This is a genomic window from Streptomyces sp. NPDC030893 (genome assembly GCF_055571535.1).
This window is the reverse complement of record NZ_JBVIFC010000011.1, coordinates 169,580-186,459: the sequence shown is the minus strand read 5'-3', so window position 1 is coordinate 186,459 and position 16,880 is coordinate 169,580. Positions and strand designations below refer to the sequence as shown.

Genomic DNA, 16,880 nt, shown 5'->3' with positions numbered 1-16,880 from the left:
AGATTGGTCCATACCTATTGACGCTGTGGTCTAGTCCTCTTAGGGTCCGAGCCAACTTCCGTGGAGAGGAACCCACTGTGCCGTCCCCCTCACGCTCCGGGGCGAGACCCGCGCTGCTCGCCTCCGCCGCAGCCGTCGCGGGTCTGCTGCTCACCGCCCTGCCCGCCACCGTCTCGCACGCCGCCGACCAGGAGTCCTGCCGCCCCGACGGTCTGTACGCGACACCGGGCGTCGATGTCCCGTACTGCTCGGTCTACGACTCGGCCGGCCGGGAGAAGATGGGCCCCGACCACCAGCGCCGGGTGATCGGCTACTTCACCGGCTGGCGCACCGGCAAGGACGGGAAGCCCGCCTACCTCGCCTCCGACATCCCGTGGGAGAAGATCACCCACATCAACTACGCGTTCGCGCACGTCGACAAGGACAACAAGCTCTCCGTCGGCGCGGACGGCGCCACCAACCCGGCGACGGGCATGACGTGGCCCGGCGTGGCCGGCGCGGAGATGGACCCGCAGCTCCCCTACCAGGGCCACTTCAACCTGCTCAACAAGTTCAAGAAGCAGCACCCCGACGTCAAGACGCTGATCTCGGTGGGCGGTTGGGCCGAGACCGGCGGCTACTTCGACGCCGAGGGGAACCGCGTGGACTCCGGCGGCTTCTACTCGATGGCCACCAACGCCGACGGCTCGGTCAACCAGGCCGGCATCGACACGTTCGCCGACTCGGCGGTCGACTTCATCCGGACGTACGGCTTCAACGGCGTCGACATCGACTACGAGTACCCGACGACGATGAAGGACGCCGGCAACCCGCTCGACTGGTCCTTCGCCAACGCCCGCCGGGCCGGGCTGGTCGAGGGCTACGCGGCGCTGATGAAGACGCTGCGCGAGAAGCTGGACCGCGCGGGCGCGGCGGACGGCAGGCACTACATGCTCACCGTGGCCGCACCCTCGTCCGGCTATCTGCTGCGCGGCATGGAGACCTTCCAGGTCCAGAAGTACCTGGACTACGTCAACATCATGTCGTACGACCTGCACGGTGCCTGGAACGAGTACGTCGGCCCGAACGCCTCGCTCTTCGACGACGGCAAGGACGCCGAGCTGGCCGCCGCGAACGTCTACGGCAGCGCCCAGTACGGCGGCATCGGCTACCTCAACACCGACTGGGCCTACCACTACTTCCGCGGCTCGATGCCGGCCGGCCGGATCAACATCGGCCTGCCGTACTACACGCGCGGCCACAAGAACGTCCAGGGCGGCACCGACGGCCTGTGGGGCAAGGCCTCCGCGTCCTCCTGCCCGGCGGGCTCCGGTCTGACCAAGTGCGGTGACGGCGCCGTCGGCATCGACAACCTCTGGCACGACCTCGACACCAACGGCAAGGAGTCCCCGGCGGGCTCCAACCCGATGTGGCACGCCAAGAACCTCGAGAAGGGGATCGTCGGCGACTACGTCACCGACTACGGCTTCCCCGCGGACACGAAGCTGACGGGGACCTACGCCCGCAAGTACGACTCGACGCTGGTCGCCCCCTGGCTGTGGAACGCCGAGAAGAAGGTCTTCCTCTCCACCGAGGACGAGCAGTCGGTCGCGGCCAAGGCCGACTACGTCGTGGACCGGGGCATCGGCGGCACGATGATCTGGGAGCTGGCCGGCGACTACGAATGGAACGCCGCCGCGGGACAGTACGAGACGGGCGACACGCTCACCTCGCTGATGTACGACAAGTTCAAGGCGGCCACCCCGTACGGCGCGAAGAAGTCCGGCGCGGACCTGCCGTCGGAGGCCGTGGACGTGGACGTGGAGTTCACGGAGTTCAAGCTGGGCGACTCCAACTACCCGATCACGCCCAAGCTGCGGATCACGAACAACACGAAGACCGCGCTGCCGGGCGGTACGGAGTTCCAGTTCGACTACGCCACCTCGGCACCGGCGAACGCCTCCGACCAGTCCGGCTTCGGCACCAAGGTCATCAGCAGCGGCCACACGGGCGACAACGTGGGCGGTCTGGACGGTGACTTCCACCGGGTGTCGCTGAAGCTGCCGGCGTGGCAGTCGCTGGCGCCGGGCGCAACCGTCGACCTGTCGTTCAACTACTACCTGCCGGTGTCGACGCCGTCGAACTGGACGGTGACGATCGCCGGCAAGGCGTACGCCCTCGCCGGGGACCTGGCACGCGGGACGACCGTGGTCGAGCCGGGCGGCGGCACGACGCCGACGGACCCGCCCACCACGCCGCCCGGTGAGCCCGGCGACTGCGCGGACCCGGCGTGGAACGCCTCGGCCTCGTACGGCGGGGGCAGCGTGGTGTCCCACGAGGGACGCGTCTGGAAGGCGCAGTGGTGGACGAAGGGCGAGGAGCCCGGAACCACCGGCGAATGGGGAGTGTGGCGGGACCAGGGAGCCTGCTGACCTTCTCCGCAGAACCGGCCCGGCGGTGGTGACGACGGCCCTTGCCCACCGCCGGGCCTCACCATGCGTGGATACCTGCGGTGGCGGGCCGGGCCAGGTTGGAGGGCGTACGGCGTCGGTGTGGGCCGGGGCGGGTTGCGCAATCCGTTGCTCGGGGGTTCCGTGCGTCGGTGTGGGCCGGGGGTGGCTGCGCAGCCCGGCGCGAGCGGGGCGCCGTCGCGCCCACCCGTGCCGCCCCGGCGGCACGACTGCCCGCGGGAGCGCGGCAGCGTGCGGAGAGCGGGTGGGTGCGGAGGCTGGCTAGTGGCCGGGGGTGCCGAAGAGGTCGTTCTGGGCCTGGGCGCGGGCTGTCAGGAGTGCTCCGCGCAGGACCGCGCCGCCGCCCAGCGTGCTGGGGCTGACCTCGGCGGGCAAGGGCGAGAGGGCGGCCAGCCGCTCCCGCACCCGCGCGGCCAGCGCCTCGCCGCCCGCCTGTCCGACCTCTCCGCCCAGGACCACGTGCCCGGGGTCCAGCAGCGCGACCACGGAGGCGACCCCCACAGCGATCCGGTCGGCCAGGGTGTCGAGGAAGCGCGCCCCGGCGGAGCCGGGGGCCGAACCGGTCGCGACGGCCGTCCGCACCGCCCCCGCCGCCACCGGCTCGGCCCCCGGCTCCGCTTCGATGCCGTACTCGGCCGCCAGTTCCGCGACCGCCGCCGCGCCCACCAGGGAGTGGAAGCCGCCCTCGCAGCCGGTGGCCGAGGGCAGGCCACGGGTGCCCGGGACCGGGAGGAAGCCGATCTCGCCCGTGCCGCCGGAGGCCCCCCTGCGCAGGGTGCCGTCGAGGATCACCGCCGCCCCGGTGCCGTGGCCCAGCCAGAGCAGGACGAAGGTGTCCCGGTCGCGGGCCGCGCCGTCGCGCTGCTCGGCGAGCGCGGCGAGGTTGGTCTCGTTCTCCACGCTCACGCGGGCCTCAGGGAGGCGTTCCTGGAGGGCGGCGACCAGTCGGCGGTGCCAGGCGGGCAGGCCGGTGGAGTCGCGCAGTTCACCGCTGGCCGGGTCGATCAGCCCGGGTGCCCCGATCCCGACGGTGTGCAGCCGGCCGGCGCCCGCCTTCTTCGCCGTCCGCTCGACCAGGGCGACCGCCCGGTCCACCGCCGGGCCGGTGCCGGCGTCGCCGGTGATGGGCAGCGAGGCCTCGGCCAGGACCTCGCCGACGAGGTCGGACACGGCCACGGCGACGCCCTCGGTGCGGACGTCCAGCGCGGCCAGGTGCGCCCGGTCCGCGACGATGCCGTACAGCCTGGCGTTGGGTCCGCGCCGCTGCTGCTTCGCCTCGCCGGCCGCCGCGATGAGTCCGGCCGCGGTGAGACGCTCGACGAGGTCGGCGACGGTGGGCCGGGACAGACCGGTCAGCTGCTTCAACTGCCCTGCGGTCAGCGGTCCTTGCTGCTGAAGCAGGCGCAGGGCGAGCCGGTCGTTGATGGCTCTGGCGGTGCTCGGGGATGCGGCCATGCCGGGATCCTTCCAGATCGGCGGGACCGGCCGGCGCGAGGACCGGCGGTGCGGGAACGAGCGCGGAACCCCTTATCTTTCAGGCAGGGTTCCTGATAGTTTACGGCGGCGCCTGAGACAGCGGACCACCGGGAGGGGCGGGGCGATGAGTGCAGGGGTGTACGCACAACGCGAGGTGAGGCGGGCGCGGTACGCGGTGGGGGCCGTGTTCGCGGTGCACGGCGCGGTCACCGGCTCGTTCGCCACCCGCGTCCCCTGGATCCAGGACCACGCGGGCGTGAGCGCCGGGCAGTTGGGCCTCGCGCTCGCCTTCCCCGCGCTCGGCGCCTCCCTCGCGATGCCGCTGGCGGGGAGCATCAGCCACCGCTTCGGCGCCCGCACCGCGCTGCGCGGACTGATCGCCCTGTGGACGCTCGCGCTGATCCTGCCGTCGCTCGCCCCCAGCATGCTCACCCTCTGTGCGGCCCTGTTCGTCTACGGCGCGACGGCGGGCATGTCGGACGTGGCGATGAACGCGCTGGGTGTGGAGGTGGAGAACCGCCTCGACAAGTCGATCATGTCCGGGCTGCACGGCATGTGGAGCGCCGGCGCCCTGATCGGCTCGGCGGCCGGCACGCTCGCCGCCCACCTCGGCACGGACGCCCGGCTGCACCACGCCCTCGCGGCGGCCGTGCTGACGGTGGTGGGGGTCGCCGCCTGCGCCTGGGTGCTCGATCTGCAGCCCACCGAGGACGAGGAGCCGCCGCCGCGGTTCGCGCTGCCGCCCCGTTCCGCGCTGCTGATCGGCGCGATCGGCTTCTGCGCGGTGTTCGCGGAGGGCGCGAGCCTGGACTGGTCGGCGGTCTATCTTCGCGACCAGCTGGGAACCTCGGCCGGTCTCGCGGCGGCCTGCACCACCGGTTTCACGCTGACCATGGCGATCGCCCGGATCGCCGGGGACCGTGTGGTGGACCGTTACGGCGCCGTGCGCACGGTCCGTACCAGCGGTGTCGTCGCGGTGCTCGGCGGGCTGCTGATCGTCCTGGCCGAGCATCCCGCGATGGCGATGGGCGGGTTCGCTCTGATGGGGCTCGGCATCGCGGTCGTGGTGCCGCTGTGCTTCGCCGCCGCCGGCCGCAGCGGCACCAACCCGAGCCTCGCGATCGCGGGCGTCGCCACCATCACCTACACCTCGGGGCTGATCGCCCCGAGCGCCATCGGTCTGCTGGCCCAGGCGACCAGCCTGCTGGTGTCGTTCGTGCTGGTGACGGTGCTCTCGTGCGGCATCGCGGGGTTCGCCGGCGTCCTGCGCGCGGGAGACCGCGCGAAGATCACGCGTCCGGACGCGCCGGTTCCCGAGCCCCGTCCCTGAACCACCCCGTCCGCCGAGCGGGAAGCTCGTCGTGCCACGGCCCGGCCACCTGTACGAAGCACTGGTGATCAGCCCGCACAATGGTCCGGACACGCTGGCCTGACGACGAAAGCGACCGCTCATGAATCTCGGCGTCCGGTGGACTCTGCACGGCGACGGACGCACCCCCGCGCCCGGCGCGGTGGTCCGCCCCGACGAACGGCTCTCCTGGCCCCGCACCGCGGGCCTGGGCGCCCAGCACGTAGTGGCGATGTTCGGCGCGTCCTTCGTCGCTCCGGTGCTCATGGGGCTCGACCCCAACCTCGCGATCATGATGTCGGGCGTCGCGACGATCGTCTTCCTGCTGGCGACCCGCGGCCGGGTCCCCAGCTACCTGGGCTGTTCGCTCTCCTTCGTCGGTGTCGCCGCGGTCATCCGGGCCGACGGCGGCTCCAGCGCCACGGTGACGGGCGCGGTGTTCGTGGTCGGGGCCGCGCTGTTCCTGGCGGGTCTCGCGGTGCGGCGCTTCGGCGCGCGAATCATCCACGCCGCGATGCCGCCGATCGTGACCGGCGCGGTGGTGATGCTGATCGGCTTCAACCTGGCGCCGGTGACCGCCTCCACGTACTGGCCGCAGGACCAGTGGACCGCCCTGTCCGTGATGCTGTTCACCGGTCTGGCCGTGGTCTGTCTGCGCGGCTTCTGGTCCCGCGTCGCGATCTTCCTCGGGCTGGTCTTCGGATACGTCCTGTCCTGGGCGCTCGACCGGATCTTCGGCAAGATCCACTCCGCGGACGCGAGCGGCCAGGTCACCGACCACTGGCGCCTGGACCTGTCCGGCGTGGGCCAGGCGGACTGGATCGGCCTGCCGACCCTGCACGGGCCGTCCTTCGAGTGGTCGGCGATCCTGGTGGCCCTGCCGGTGGTCATCGCGCTGATCGCCGAGAACGCCGGGCATGTGAAGGCGGTCGGCGAGATGACCGGTGACAACCTCGACGACAAGCTCGGCACGGCCATCTCCGCCGACGGTGTCGGCTCCATGCTGTCCACCGCCGTCGGCGGCCCCCCGAACACCACCTACTCCGAGAACATCGGCGTGATGGCCGCGACCCGCGTGTACTCCACCGCCGCCTACTGGGCCGCCGCCGGTTTCGCCCTGCTGTTCGGTCTCTGCCCCAAGTTCGGCGCGGTCGTGGCCGCCATCCCGGGCGGGGTGCTCGGCGGCATCACCGTCATCCTGTACGGCATGATCGGCCTGCTCGGCGCCCAGATCTGGATCAACGCCAAGGTGGATCTGCGCAATCCGCTGAACCTCGTACCGGCCGCGGCGGGCATCATCATCGGCGTCGGCAACGTCTCGATGGAGATCACCGACACCTTCTCGCTGAGCGGGATCGCGCTCGGCACGCTGGTGACCATCACCGGCTACCACGCGCTGCGCGCCTTCGCGCCCGCCCACCTCAAGACGCAGGAGCCGCTGCTCGACGAGGGGACCTCCTCGTACGACACGGGCGACGCCGAGGGTGATCAGCGCGCCAAGTCGTAGGCGTACGACGGGGTGAAGGTGCCGGGGGCTCCCTTGCAGCCGTCGGACTCGCCGGGGAGCTTCACCCACAGATAGCCGTGGATCCGGGCCTCGCCGGTGCTGAGCGTCGGGGCCCGGCCCAGTTTGCGGCCGGCCGGGTCGCACCACTCGCCGTCCGCCGGGGCGCCGTTGCCGTTGCGGCTGGTGTCGATGACCGCGCCGAGGCTCGACGGGCCGCCGAGGGCGCCGAGCACGGCACGGCCGTAGGCGACCTCGTCGGCCGTGCCGTGGAAGTTGGAGACGTTGCTGAAGATCCCGTCGGAGGAGGCGGCCGAGGCGGCCCCGGCCTGCCGCAGCCAACCGGCCTGCTTGGCGGGCGCGTTCCAGCCGGAGTGCCCGGCGTCGAAGTAGACGCGGGCCCGCGGGTTGGCCTCCTTGAGCACCCGTCCGGCGCGGGCCAGCGAGGCGAAGCGGTCGGCGCGCTGTCCGTCGGAGAGGCATTCGGCCTGGGCGACCGAGTCGGGCTCCAGGATCACGATGACGTCACCGCTGCCCAGCCCGGCGGCGAAGCGGTCGATCCAGGCGTCGTAGGCGCCCAGGTCGGGGGCTCCGCCCTCGGAGTGCCCGCCGCAGTCGCGGTCGGGAATCGCGTACGGCACGAGGACCGGCGTCCGGCCCTGCGCCGCACCGCCGGACGCCACCGCGCGCACCCGGGAGGTGATCGAGTCCGGGGAGTAGTCGGCGAACCACACGGCCGCCGGCTGGTCGGCTATCCGCGACTGTATGACGGCGCGGCGCGGATCGTCGGGGTTGGCCCGCACCCAGTCCAGGACCCGGCTCTCGGGGTGACGGTAGAGGCGGGTGGACACGGGGGTGGTCCGCCGCTTCTTGGCGGTCCGGGACGCGGAGGGCGTCGGGCTCGCCTTCTTCTCGGGACCGGCGGTGGCCGAAGGGGACGTCGAGACCGACGGGGAGGGCGAGGGCGGCACGGCGGGCAGCGGTTCCAGGCGCGGGGAGGCGGACACCTCGGGCCGGGCCTCGTCCGTACCGCGTCCGTCACCGACCGCCGAGATCATCCCGGTGGCGGTGCCGACCGCGACCACGACGGAGGCCGCCGCGACCATCGTGCCGCGCCGGGCGGCCCGCCGGCGCTCGGTTCTCCGCGCGGACAGGCGCTGGGCACGCGAGCCTGGCACAGTACAGCTCCCCCTCCCCCACGGCGGGTGCGTTCCCCCGTTCCGGGGAAGCGTCGGGCCCGCCGCCACTGGTGCCACCCTAGAGGTGCCACTCTGCGCTCATGGCGCAATGCGAACAAGTCCTCACGCCGGTGGACGGGGTGGTCTCCCGTCTGCGCGCCCTGGACACGGCCCTGCACGTGCGGGACGGGGTCGCGGTCTTCAACCGTGTCTACCTCGCCGCGACCGAGGCCGTCGACCGGCGCGCCGCCGCCGGCCCGTTCCCGGACGCCCGGGCGGCGATCGCCCTGGACGTGCGGTTCGCGGAGCGCTATCTGGCCGCGGTGGACGCGGTGTCCGGGGGCCGGCGTCCACCGGCCTGCTGGCGCCCGCTGTTCGCGTTCCGCCACCATCCGGGGGTACGTCCGCTGCAGTTCGCCCTCGCGGGCATCAACGCGCACATCGGTCACGATCTCGCGCTGGCCGTCGTGGACACCTGCCGTACGCTCGCCTGCGAACCCGTCGACATCGAGGACGAGTTCGACCGGGTGGGCGAGTTCCTCGCCGCGCTGGAGGAACGCGTCCGCGAGGAGCTGACGCCGGACCCGGACCTGCTGCGGGTCGCCGATCCGCTGACCCATCTGCTCGGCGCCTGGAACCTGGAACGTGCCCGGGACGCCGCCTGGGCGGCGGCCCGCGCCCTGTGGGCGCTGCGCCGACTGCCCGATGTCGCCGGGGAGTTCACCGAGCGGCTGGACACGGCGGTGGGTTTCGCCGGACGCATGCTCCTCACGCCGCTGCCCGGCTGACCGCCCCGTCCCGGCAGCGGGCTCAGGCGTCCTGGCGGGCTCAGTCCTCGGGGAGTTCGACCGGTGCGATCTCGTCGTAGACGTCGCCGGGGCCCGGGTTGGTCGGGTCGGTCTCGCCGCCGAAGTGGTGCATGACGCCCCAGACCGCGTTCAGCGCGGTCTGCACCGCGCCCTCGGCCCAGCCGGCCGTCCAGGAGATGTCGTCGCCGGCGAGGAAGATGCCCCGCTTGTCCGCGGGCAGGTGCTCCTGCACGAAGTGCGTGAACAGGCGCCGCTGGTAACGGTAGTGACCCGGCAGGTTGGCCTTGAACGCGCCCATGAAGTAGGGCTCGTTCTCCCAGGAGACGGTCACCGGGTTGCCGATGACGTGCTTCCTGATGTCGACCTTGGGGTAGATCTCGCCGAGCGACTTCAGCATGACCTCCATCCGCTCGTTCGCGGACAGCGGCAGCCACTTCAGGCTGTCGTCGCACCAGGTGTAGGAGAGGCAGATGACGGCGGGCCTGTCCGGGCCGTCGTCCAGGAGGTAGGTGCCGCGGGTCATGCGGTCGGTGAGCGTCATCGACATGACGTCCCGGCCGGTGGGGTTCCCCCCGTCGTCGACGGCCTTGTCCAGCCAGAACGGCCGGTCGACGGGCACGAAGAGCTTGCTGGACTCCATGTAGTGGGTGCGCTCGATCGCGGTCCAGTGGTCGATCGGGAACAGCGCGTCGTCGCAGGCGACCTTGGACAGCAGCATCCAGGACTGGGCGGTGAAGACCGCCGCCCGGTAGGTGCGGATGTCGCCGTTCGCGTCCGTCACCGTGATGTGGTTGCCGGCGGTGCGGCCCAGCCGGGTCACGGCCGGGCGCGGCTCGCCGTCCAGGTGGAGGGAGCTCAGCGAGGTGCCGTACGGCCAGTGGACGATCTTCTCCGGCTCGCGCTCCCACAGGCGCAGGGGCAGTTGCTGGGAGCCGCCGACGATACCGCGGTGGTGGTCGTCGGCCTCGGTGTAGACGACCCGCAGGATCTCCAGGATGGAGTTGGGGAAGTCGGTGTCCCAGCCGCCGGTGCCGAAGCCGACCTGGCCGAAGATCTCGCGGTGCCGGAAGGACTTGAACGCCTCGGAGTCGCAGAGGAAGCCGTAGAAGGTCTGGTTGTCGAGCTTCTCGACGAGCCTCGACCAGATCTCGCGGATGCGGGGGACGTCCCGCTCGCGCAGGGCGCGGTTCATGTCGGTGAAGTCGGCGCCCTCCTCGAGGCACCTGGCCCAGGCGTCGGCGACGTCACGGTAGACCTGGGGCAGGTCGTCGAGGGTCTCGGCGTAGTGCGACTCGCCCTTGAGGTCGACCACGGTCGAGGGTGTCGCCTCGGAGAGGGGGTTGGGGAAGGGACGGGTCTCGAGCCCCACCAGGTCGATGTAGTGCTGCAGCGCCGTGGAGGACGGCGGGAAACGCATCGCGCCCATCTCGGCGGTCAGGGACGGGTCACAGCCCTCGAACCCCACGGTCCGCAGCCGCCCGCCGATCCGGTCGGCCTCGTAGACGACCGGCTTGAGCCCCATCTTCATCAGCTCGTACGCGGCGACGATGCCGGACAGACCGCCGCCGATGACGGCGACCTCGGTGCCGTGCTCGGTCGCCGGTATCTGACCGAGGCCCGCCGGGTGGGCGAGGAAGTCGTCGTACGCGTAGGGGAAGTCCGGGCCGAACATGGTGATCGGCGGCTGCTGCTCGTCGGTGTGCTCGACGGCGTTGGGCACCGTGGACGTCATCGGGTACGGACTCCTTGCGGGGGTGGAACGGGGGCGGAGCGGGGGGAGGTTCAGGCGAGGGACCCGTAGAGGCCGGGGCGGCGGTCCCGCAGGTACGGGTTGTCCTCCCGGGACGCGGCGAGGAGGACGGGGTCGGCGTCGGCGACGACGAGTTCCTCGCTGTGGCCGGCGCGGGCGCGGGCGACTCCGTCGGGGCCGGCGAGCGTGGACCGGCCCACGAACTCGAACTCGCCCTCCTGGCCGACCCGGTTGACGTACGCGATGTACATCTGGTTCTCGAACGCCCGGACCGGTACGACGGACTCGGCGACGAACTGGAACGGGTGCGCCAGTGCCGTGGGCACCAGGAGGAGGTCGGTGCCGGCCAGTGCGTGGGCGCGCACGTTCTCCGGGAACTCGACGTCGTAGCAGATGACCAGGCCGACGGTGAGGCCGTCGAGCCCGGCCTGTACGACGCTCCGGTCTCCCGGGGTGAAGTGGTCCCGCTCGAAGCCGCCGTAGAGGTGGGTCTTGCGGTAGTTCGCGAGGCGGGTGCCGTCGGCGGCGACGAGCTGGAGGGAGTTGTAGACGGTGTCGCCGTCGCGTTCGGGGTAGCCGTAGGCGAGGGCGAGGCCGTGCCGGCCGGCGGTGTCCGCGATCGCGTCGGCCGCGTCGCCGTCGGCGGTCTCGGCGAGCCGGCCGAGGTCGTCGCCGATCGCGTACCCGGTCAGGAACAGCTCCGAGGTGACGAGCAGCCCGGCGCCCGCGGCGGCGGCACGGCCGGCGGCCTCGTCGAGGACCTTGAGGTTCTCGGCGACGGATCCGGGCCGTCCGGAGCTCTGGAGCAGGGCGGTGCGCATGCGTGTTCCTCACCGGTACGCGGGGGTTTCGGGGGCCAGATAGACGGTACGGTCGGGCGGCTCGGGGGGACAAGGAGGAGCCGTTGCGCGCCGGTGAGCGGTTTGTTGCGTGCGGGTGGGGGTGGGCGGCGATTCGTTGCACGAGGCTGTGGGCGGGGGTCGCGGTGGGGCTTCCCCACGGGCACCCGGCGTGGGTGCGGGCCGGGGGGTGTTCGCGCAGCCCGGCGCTTGCGGGGTGCCTCCCCCACTCTCGGCTTCGCTCGAGCGGGAGGTGCCCCCACCGCCCACCCGTGCCGCCCTGGGGGTACCCCCTCTGGGGGGGCGCGACTGCCCGCGGAGGGCGGAGGGCATCAGGCGCTACGCGCACCCCCGCCGGCACGTCACCGCCGTGACCTCACCGTTCCAGCCAGCAGGAGCGCCGCCGTCGCCAGGTACGGCACCGCGAGCACCGCGAAGACCGTGCTGTGGGCGTGGCCCGAGGCGATCAGCGCGTAGGCGCCGAAGGTCGCGACCGTCGCCAGTTCCGTACCCAGCCCCGCGACCGAGGTGAGCGTGGCCCGCCCGGAGTCCCGGATGCGCCGCTGGAGCCGGGCGTCGGCCAGCACGGTCGCCGCCTGGAAGCCGCCGAAGGCGACGGCGACGAGGAACAGCCCCCAGGGGCTGCCGTCGATCGCGCCGGCCGCCAGCGCGAGTCCGGCGCCGGCCAGCAGGGCGGCGAGACCCCGCGTCCCGGGCCCCAGCCGCTCCCCCTCCCCCGCCAGCAGGCTTCCGACGGTGGCCCCCGCCCAGATCAGCAGCAGCAGAGAGGGCACCGTCCCGTCGGCGACACCGGTCCCCCGCACCAGCAGCGGCGTGTACTCGTCCAACGCGCCCCACACGGCGCTCACCGCCGGAACCAGCAGCAGCGCCCCTCGGACGGACCGGTCGGCGCGCGCCTCGGCGAGACCGGCTCGCAGGGCGCCGGTCCAGCCGTCGTGACCGGCCGCCGGGGAACGGTGCTCGGGGAACCGGAGCGCCACGGCGGCCGTCAGCAGGCACGCCAGCACGCTGGCCGCGCCGACGGCGGTGTGGCCGCCGCGGGCGAACACCGGACCGGCCAGTCCCATCGCCGCCATCACGGCGACCAGTCCGGCCGCACGGGCCCGGCCCATGATCCGGGCGTAGGAACCGGCCGCGTCGAGCCGCTCCAGCTCGTCGTAGACCAGCGCCTCCAGCGCACCGGAGCCGAGGGCGCCGCCGATGCCCCACAGCACGAAGCCGACCGCGAAGGCGCCGTACGACGGCATCAGCACCCACAGGGCGAAGCCGGCGGCGGTGAGCAGCGGGCCGAGCCACAGCAGCAGCCTGCGGGAGACGGCGTCGGCCCAGGCACCGGAGGGCACTTCGAGGACCACGGCGGTGATGGACCAGAGGGCGAACAGGGAGGAGATCTGCCAGACGGACAGTCCGGTGTCGCTGAACAGCAGCGCGTACACCGGGTACAGCAGGATGAAGTCTTCGAGGAACGAGTAGCCGTACAGCGTGGTCGTCAGCCGTCGCACGCGGACGTCTGCGGCACGCGTGGGCGTGAGAGTCATGAGGCCTTCCCGAAAGGGCGGTTCGGACACCGGACGTGGTGGACGTACGGCGCCCGAGGCGGCCCTCGGGAGGCGCGGCTGGTGGATCAATGTCGCCAGGTCATGACACCGATACTACGGCGCCCGCGGCCTCTCGGTCAGGCGATCCGGACCTCTCAGGCAGGCGATCCCGACGAGAACCGCCGCAGCAGCGGGGACAGCACCAGCACGGACTTGGTCCGCTCGACGAACGGCTCGCCCGCGATGCGTTCCAGGACCCGCTCGAAGTGGCGCATGTCCGAGGCGAAGACCTGGGCGACCGCGTCCGCGTCACCGGTGACGGTGGAGGCGGACACGACCTCCTGGTAGCGCTCCAGGCCCCGCTGGATGGTCTCCGGGGAGGTGTTGCTGCGGCAGTAGATCTCGACGAACCCCTCCGTCTCCCAGCCGAGGGCCGCGGGGTCCACCCGTACCGTGAATCCGGTGATGGCCCCGGTGGCGCGCAGCCGGTCCACCCGCCGTTTCACGGCGGGGGCGGACAGGCCGACGAGCTGGCCGATGTCCGCGTAGGAGCGGCGGGCGTCCTCGGCGAGGGCGTGCACGATGCGTTCGTCGAGATCGTTCAGCACTGCGGGTGGTTCACTTCGCTTCTGATGCTTCTGCTGCTTCTTATGCTTCTGACGCTTCTTATGCTTCTGACGGGGCCGGTGCGGCGAGCCGGGAGCGGCGGTGGCCGTACAGGAAGTAGAACACGAGCCCGGCGGCCATCCAGACACCGAAGACCACCCAGGTGACGGTGGACAGGCTGCCCATCATCCACAGGCAGAAGGCGAAGCCGACGGCGGGCAGCACCGGGGACAGCGGTACCCGGAAGGTGCGGGGCATGTCGGGGCGGGTCCGGCGCAGCACCACGACGGCCACGTTGACCAGCGCGAAGGCGAACAGGGTGCCGATGCTGGTGGCGTCGGCGAGCTGGCCGAGCGGGACGGCGGCGGCCAGGACACCGCAGAAGAGCGAGACGATCAGGGTGTTGACGCGGGGCGTGCCGGTCTTCGGGCTGACCTTGCCGAACGCCTTGGGCACGAGCCCGTCGCGGGACATGGCGAAGAGGATGCGGGTCTGGCCGTAGAGCACGGTGAGCACGACGCTCGCGATGGCGATGACGGCGCAGAACGCGAGCAGGGTGCCCCAGAAGGTCTGGCCGGTGACGTCGCTCATGATCTGGGCGAGCGAGGCCTCGGAGTCGGTGAACTGCTGCCAGGGCTTGGCGCCCACGGCGACGGCGGCGACCAGGACGTACAGCGCGGTGATGATGGCGAGTGACAGCAGGATCGCGCGGGGGAGGTCGCGCTGGGCGTTCTTCGCCTCCTCGCCGGCGGTGGAGGCGGCGTCGAAGCCGATGTACGAGAAGAAGAGCGTGGCCCCGGCGGCGCTGACGCCGGCCATGCCGAGCGGCATGAAGTTCTCGTAGTTGCCGGAGCGGAAGCCCTGGACGCCGATGGCGCAGAACAGCACCAGGGCGCCGACCTTCACGATGACCATGACCGTGTTGGCGCGCGCGGACTCGCGGGCGCCGCCCATCAGGAACGCCATGGCGAGCAGGACGACGATCAGCGCGGGCAGGTTGAAGACGCCGCCGTCGCCGGGCGGGGCGGACAGCGCGGCCGGGATGGTGACGCCGATGGTGCCGTCGAGCAGTTCGTTGAGGTATTCGCCCCAGCCGACGGCGACGGCGGCGACCGAGACGCCGTACTCCAGCATCAGGCACCAGCCGCAGACCCAGGCGATCAGTTCGCCCATCGTTGCGTACGCATACGAGTAGGAGGAGCCGGAGACCGGGATGGTGCCGGCCAGCTCGGCGTAGGAGAGGGCGGAGAAGAGGGCCGTCAGACCGGCGATGACGAAGGACAGCGTGACGGCCGGGCCGGCCTTGGGGACGGCCTCGCCGAGGACGACGAAGATACCGGTGCCGAGGGTGGCGCCGATGCTGATCATGGTCAGCTGCCACAGTCCGAGGGACCGGCGCAGGGAGCCGCCCTCGCCCTGGCCACCCTCGGCGACCAGGCGTTCCACGGGCTTGCGGCGCATGAGGCGGGCACCGATGCCCGGGGGCTGCGGGGCGGCGGGACCGCCGTCGTGCGGGGGTGCGCCTTGGTCGAGCACGCGCTGACTCCTTCGTCGCTGCCGGTCTCGCGCGGCAGGGGACCGACGGCGTCCCGCGACAGCCGGGACCCGTCGAGCGGGGGTCCCGCCGCACCACGTACAGCGCGTAACCCTACGAGGTTCTCCGTTGCTGCTGAAATGCAGCAACCTTGCGCACCCCCGCAAGATCATTGCGTTCCCCGAGGTGAGGCGGGTGTTCGTTGCGCCGGCGCTGTGGCCCGTCGCACACCCGCCCCGTCCCGGAGGGGGCCGTCAGTTCCAGCTGGCGTGCAGCGGCTTGCCCTCGGCGTAGCCGGCGGCGCTCTGGATGCCGACGACGGCCTTCTCGGCGAACTCCTCCAGCGAGGCGGCACCGGCGTAGGTGCAGGAGGAGCGGACGCCCGCGATGATCGAGTCGATCAGGTCCTCGACCCCGGGGGAGGCCGGGTCGAGGAACATGCGGGAGGTGGAGATGCCCTCCTCGAACAGCGCCTTGCGGGCACGGTCGTAGGCGGACTCCTCGGCGGTGCGGTTGCGCACGGCACGCGCGGAGGCCATGCCGAAGGACTCCTTGTAGGGGCGGCCGTTCGCATCGTGCTGGAGGTCGCCCGGGGACTCGTAGGTTCCGGCGAACCAGGAGCCGATCATCACGTTGGACGCGCCGGCCGCGAGCGCCATCGCGACGTCGCGCGGGTGGCGGACGCCGCCGTCGGCCCACACGTGCTTGCCGTACTTCTTCGCCTCGGCGGCGCATTCCAGGACGGCGGAGAACTGGGGCCGGCCGACGCCGGTCATCATGCGGGTGGTGCACATGGCGCCGGGGCCCACGCCGACCTTGATGATGTCGGCGCCCGCGTCGATCAGGTCGCGCACGCCCTCGGCGGAGACGATGTTGCCCGCGACGACCGGCACCTGCGGGTCGAGGCCGCGCACCAGCTTCACCGCGTTGATCATCGACTCCTGGTGACCGTGGGCGGTGTCGATGACGAGCGTGTCCACGCCCGCCTCCAGGAGCTGCTTGGCCTTGCCGGCCACATCGCCGTTGATGCCGACGGCGGCGGCTATGCGGAGCCTGCCCCGCGCGTCGGTGGCCGGGGTGTAGAGGGTGGCGCGCAGGGCGCCCTTGCGGGTGAGGATGCCGGCCAGGCGGCCGTCCCGGTCCACGGCGGGCGCGTAGCGGCGGTTGGCGCCGTCGAGGGTGTTGAAGGCCTCGCGCGGGTCCATGTCGGCGTCGATGAGGATGAGGTCCTTGGACATGACCTCCTCGAGCTGGGTGAAGCGGTCCACTCCGGACAGGTCGGTGTCGGTGACCACGCCGACCGGCCGGTGCCCGTCGTCGACGACGACGCCCGCGTTGTGCGCGCGCTTGGGCAACAGGGCGAGCGCGTCGGCGACGGTCTGGTGCGGCGCCAGCACGATGGGGGTGTCCAGGACCAGGTGGCGGCCCTTCACCCAGGAGACCACCTCGGCGACGACCTCGATCGGGATGTCCTGCGGGATGACCACCAGTCCGCCGCGCCGGGCCACGGTCTCGGCCATGCGGCGTCCGGCGATGGCCGTCATGTTGGCGACGACGAGCGGGATGGTGGTGCCCGTGCCGTCCGGGGAGCTGAGGTCCACGCCCTGCCGCGAGCCGACCGCGGAGCGGCGCGGCACCATGAAGACGTCGTCGTACGTCAGGTCGTAGGCGGGCTGGATGTCGTTGAGGAAACGCACGTGCTGCACATCCCAGTCGATCAGAGGTGGCCCCCGGACAGGTCAGCCAGGGGGAAGAGCACGTACTTCATTCTCCCATGACGACCCTGACAGCCTCCCCGGTCGCATCGTCCAAGCCGGTCGGAGCCCT

General features: G+C 72.1%; 12 protein-coding genes. 4 read left to right on the top strand and 8 right to left on the bottom strand.

Features of this window, described 5'->3' with window-relative positions; all coding sequences use genetic code 11:
- Positions 1–77: 77 nt before the first annotated feature.
- A complete protein-coding gene (locus tag ACZ434_RS21585; protein ID WP_468458159.1) occupies positions 78–2,411 on the top strand; it encodes a chitinase C-terminal domain-containing protein in 2,334 nt (777 codons plus the stop codon).
- Positions 2,412–2,711: 300 nt separating this feature from the next.
- On the opposite strand, the gene ACZ434_RS21580 is transcribed toward ACZ434_RS21585, so the two are convergent.
- Positions 2,712–3,905 carry an ROK family transcriptional regulator gene (locus ACZ434_RS21580; protein ID WP_468458157.1) on the bottom strand — a complete coding sequence of 398 codons (1,194 nt, stop codon included), beginning with the start codon at positions 3,903–3,905 and terminating at the stop codon, positions 2,712–2,714.
- 145 nt (positions 3,906–4,050) lie between these two features.
- Here ACZ434_RS21580 and ACZ434_RS21575 point away from each other — a divergent pair, with 145 nt between their 5' ends.
- Together ACZ434_RS21575 and ACZ434_RS21570 are read left to right on the top strand one after the other, a co-directional pair.
- On the top strand, positions 4,051–5,256 hold the full coding sequence (locus ACZ434_RS21575) for an MFS transporter (RefSeq protein WP_468458154.1): 1,206 nt from the start codon (positions 4,051–4,053) through the stop codon (positions 5,254–5,256).
- Between the two features lie 121 nt (positions 5,257–5,377).
- Positions 5,378–6,781: a uracil-xanthine permease family protein gene (locus ACZ434_RS21570; RefSeq protein WP_468458152.1), complete on the top strand. Its 1,404-nt coding sequence runs from the start codon at positions 5,378–5,380 to the stop codon at positions 6,779–6,781.
- On the opposite strand, the gene ACZ434_RS21565 is transcribed toward ACZ434_RS21570, so the two are convergent.
- Complete coding sequence (locus ACZ434_RS21565; protein WP_468458286.1) at positions 6,763–7,884, bottom strand: glycoside hydrolase family 6 protein; 1,122 nt, start codon at positions 7,882–7,884, stop codon at positions 6,763–6,765. The two genes, ACZ434_RS21570 and ACZ434_RS21565, sit on opposite strands and share 19 nt — an antisense overlap.
- Positions 7,885–8,057: 173 nt before the next feature.
- On the opposite strand from ACZ434_RS21565, the gene ACZ434_RS21560 reads away from it, so the two are divergent.
- Positions 8,058–8,744 carry a DUF5995 family protein gene (locus tag ACZ434_RS21560; protein WP_468458150.1) on the top strand — a complete coding sequence of 229 codons (687 nt, stop codon included), beginning with the start codon at positions 8,058–8,060 and terminating at the stop codon, positions 8,742–8,744.
- A gap of 40 nt (positions 8,745–8,784) precedes the next feature.
- Here the strand turns inward: ACZ434_RS21560 and ACZ434_RS21555 are convergent, their stop codons facing one another.
- The 6 genes from ACZ434_RS21555 to ACZ434_RS21530 form a co-directional block, all read right to left on the bottom strand.
- Positions 8,785–10,497 (bottom strand): flavin monoamine oxidase family protein, encoded by a 1,713-nt coding sequence (locus ACZ434_RS21555; protein ID WP_468458148.1) that lies wholly within the window; start codon positions 10,495–10,497, stop codon positions 8,785–8,787.
- Between the two features lie 50 nt (positions 10,498–10,547).
- On the bottom strand, positions 10,548–11,336 hold the full coding sequence (locus ACZ434_RS21550) for a carbon-nitrogen hydrolase family protein (protein WP_468458146.1): 789 nt from the start codon (positions 11,334–11,336) through the stop codon (positions 10,548–10,550).
- Between the two features lie 380 nt (positions 11,337–11,716).
- Positions 11,717–12,913: an MFS transporter gene (locus tag ACZ434_RS21545; protein ID WP_468458144.1), complete on the bottom strand. Its 1,197-nt coding sequence runs from the start codon at positions 12,911–12,913 to the stop codon at positions 11,717–11,719.
- A gap of 155 nt (positions 12,914–13,068) precedes the next feature.
- The gene (locus ACZ434_RS21540; protein WP_468458142.1) at positions 13,069–13,521 is read right to left on the bottom strand and encodes an Lrp/AsnC family transcriptional regulator; all 453 of its coding nucleotides are present in this window, start codon (positions 13,519–13,521) and stop codon (positions 13,069–13,071) included.
- Positions 13,522–13,579: 58 nt separating this feature from the next.
- Positions 13,580–15,055: an amino acid permease gene (locus ACZ434_RS21535; RefSeq protein ID WP_468458140.1), complete on the bottom strand. Its 1,476-nt coding sequence runs from the start codon at positions 15,053–15,055 to the stop codon at positions 13,580–13,582.
- Between the two features lie 252 nt (positions 15,056–15,307).
- On the bottom strand, positions 15,308–16,750 hold the full coding sequence (locus tag ACZ434_RS21530; protein ID WP_468458284.1) for a GuaB1 family IMP dehydrogenase-related protein: 1,443 nt from the start codon (positions 16,748–16,750) through the stop codon (positions 15,308–15,310).
- Positions 16,751–16,880: the final 130 nt, after the last annotated feature.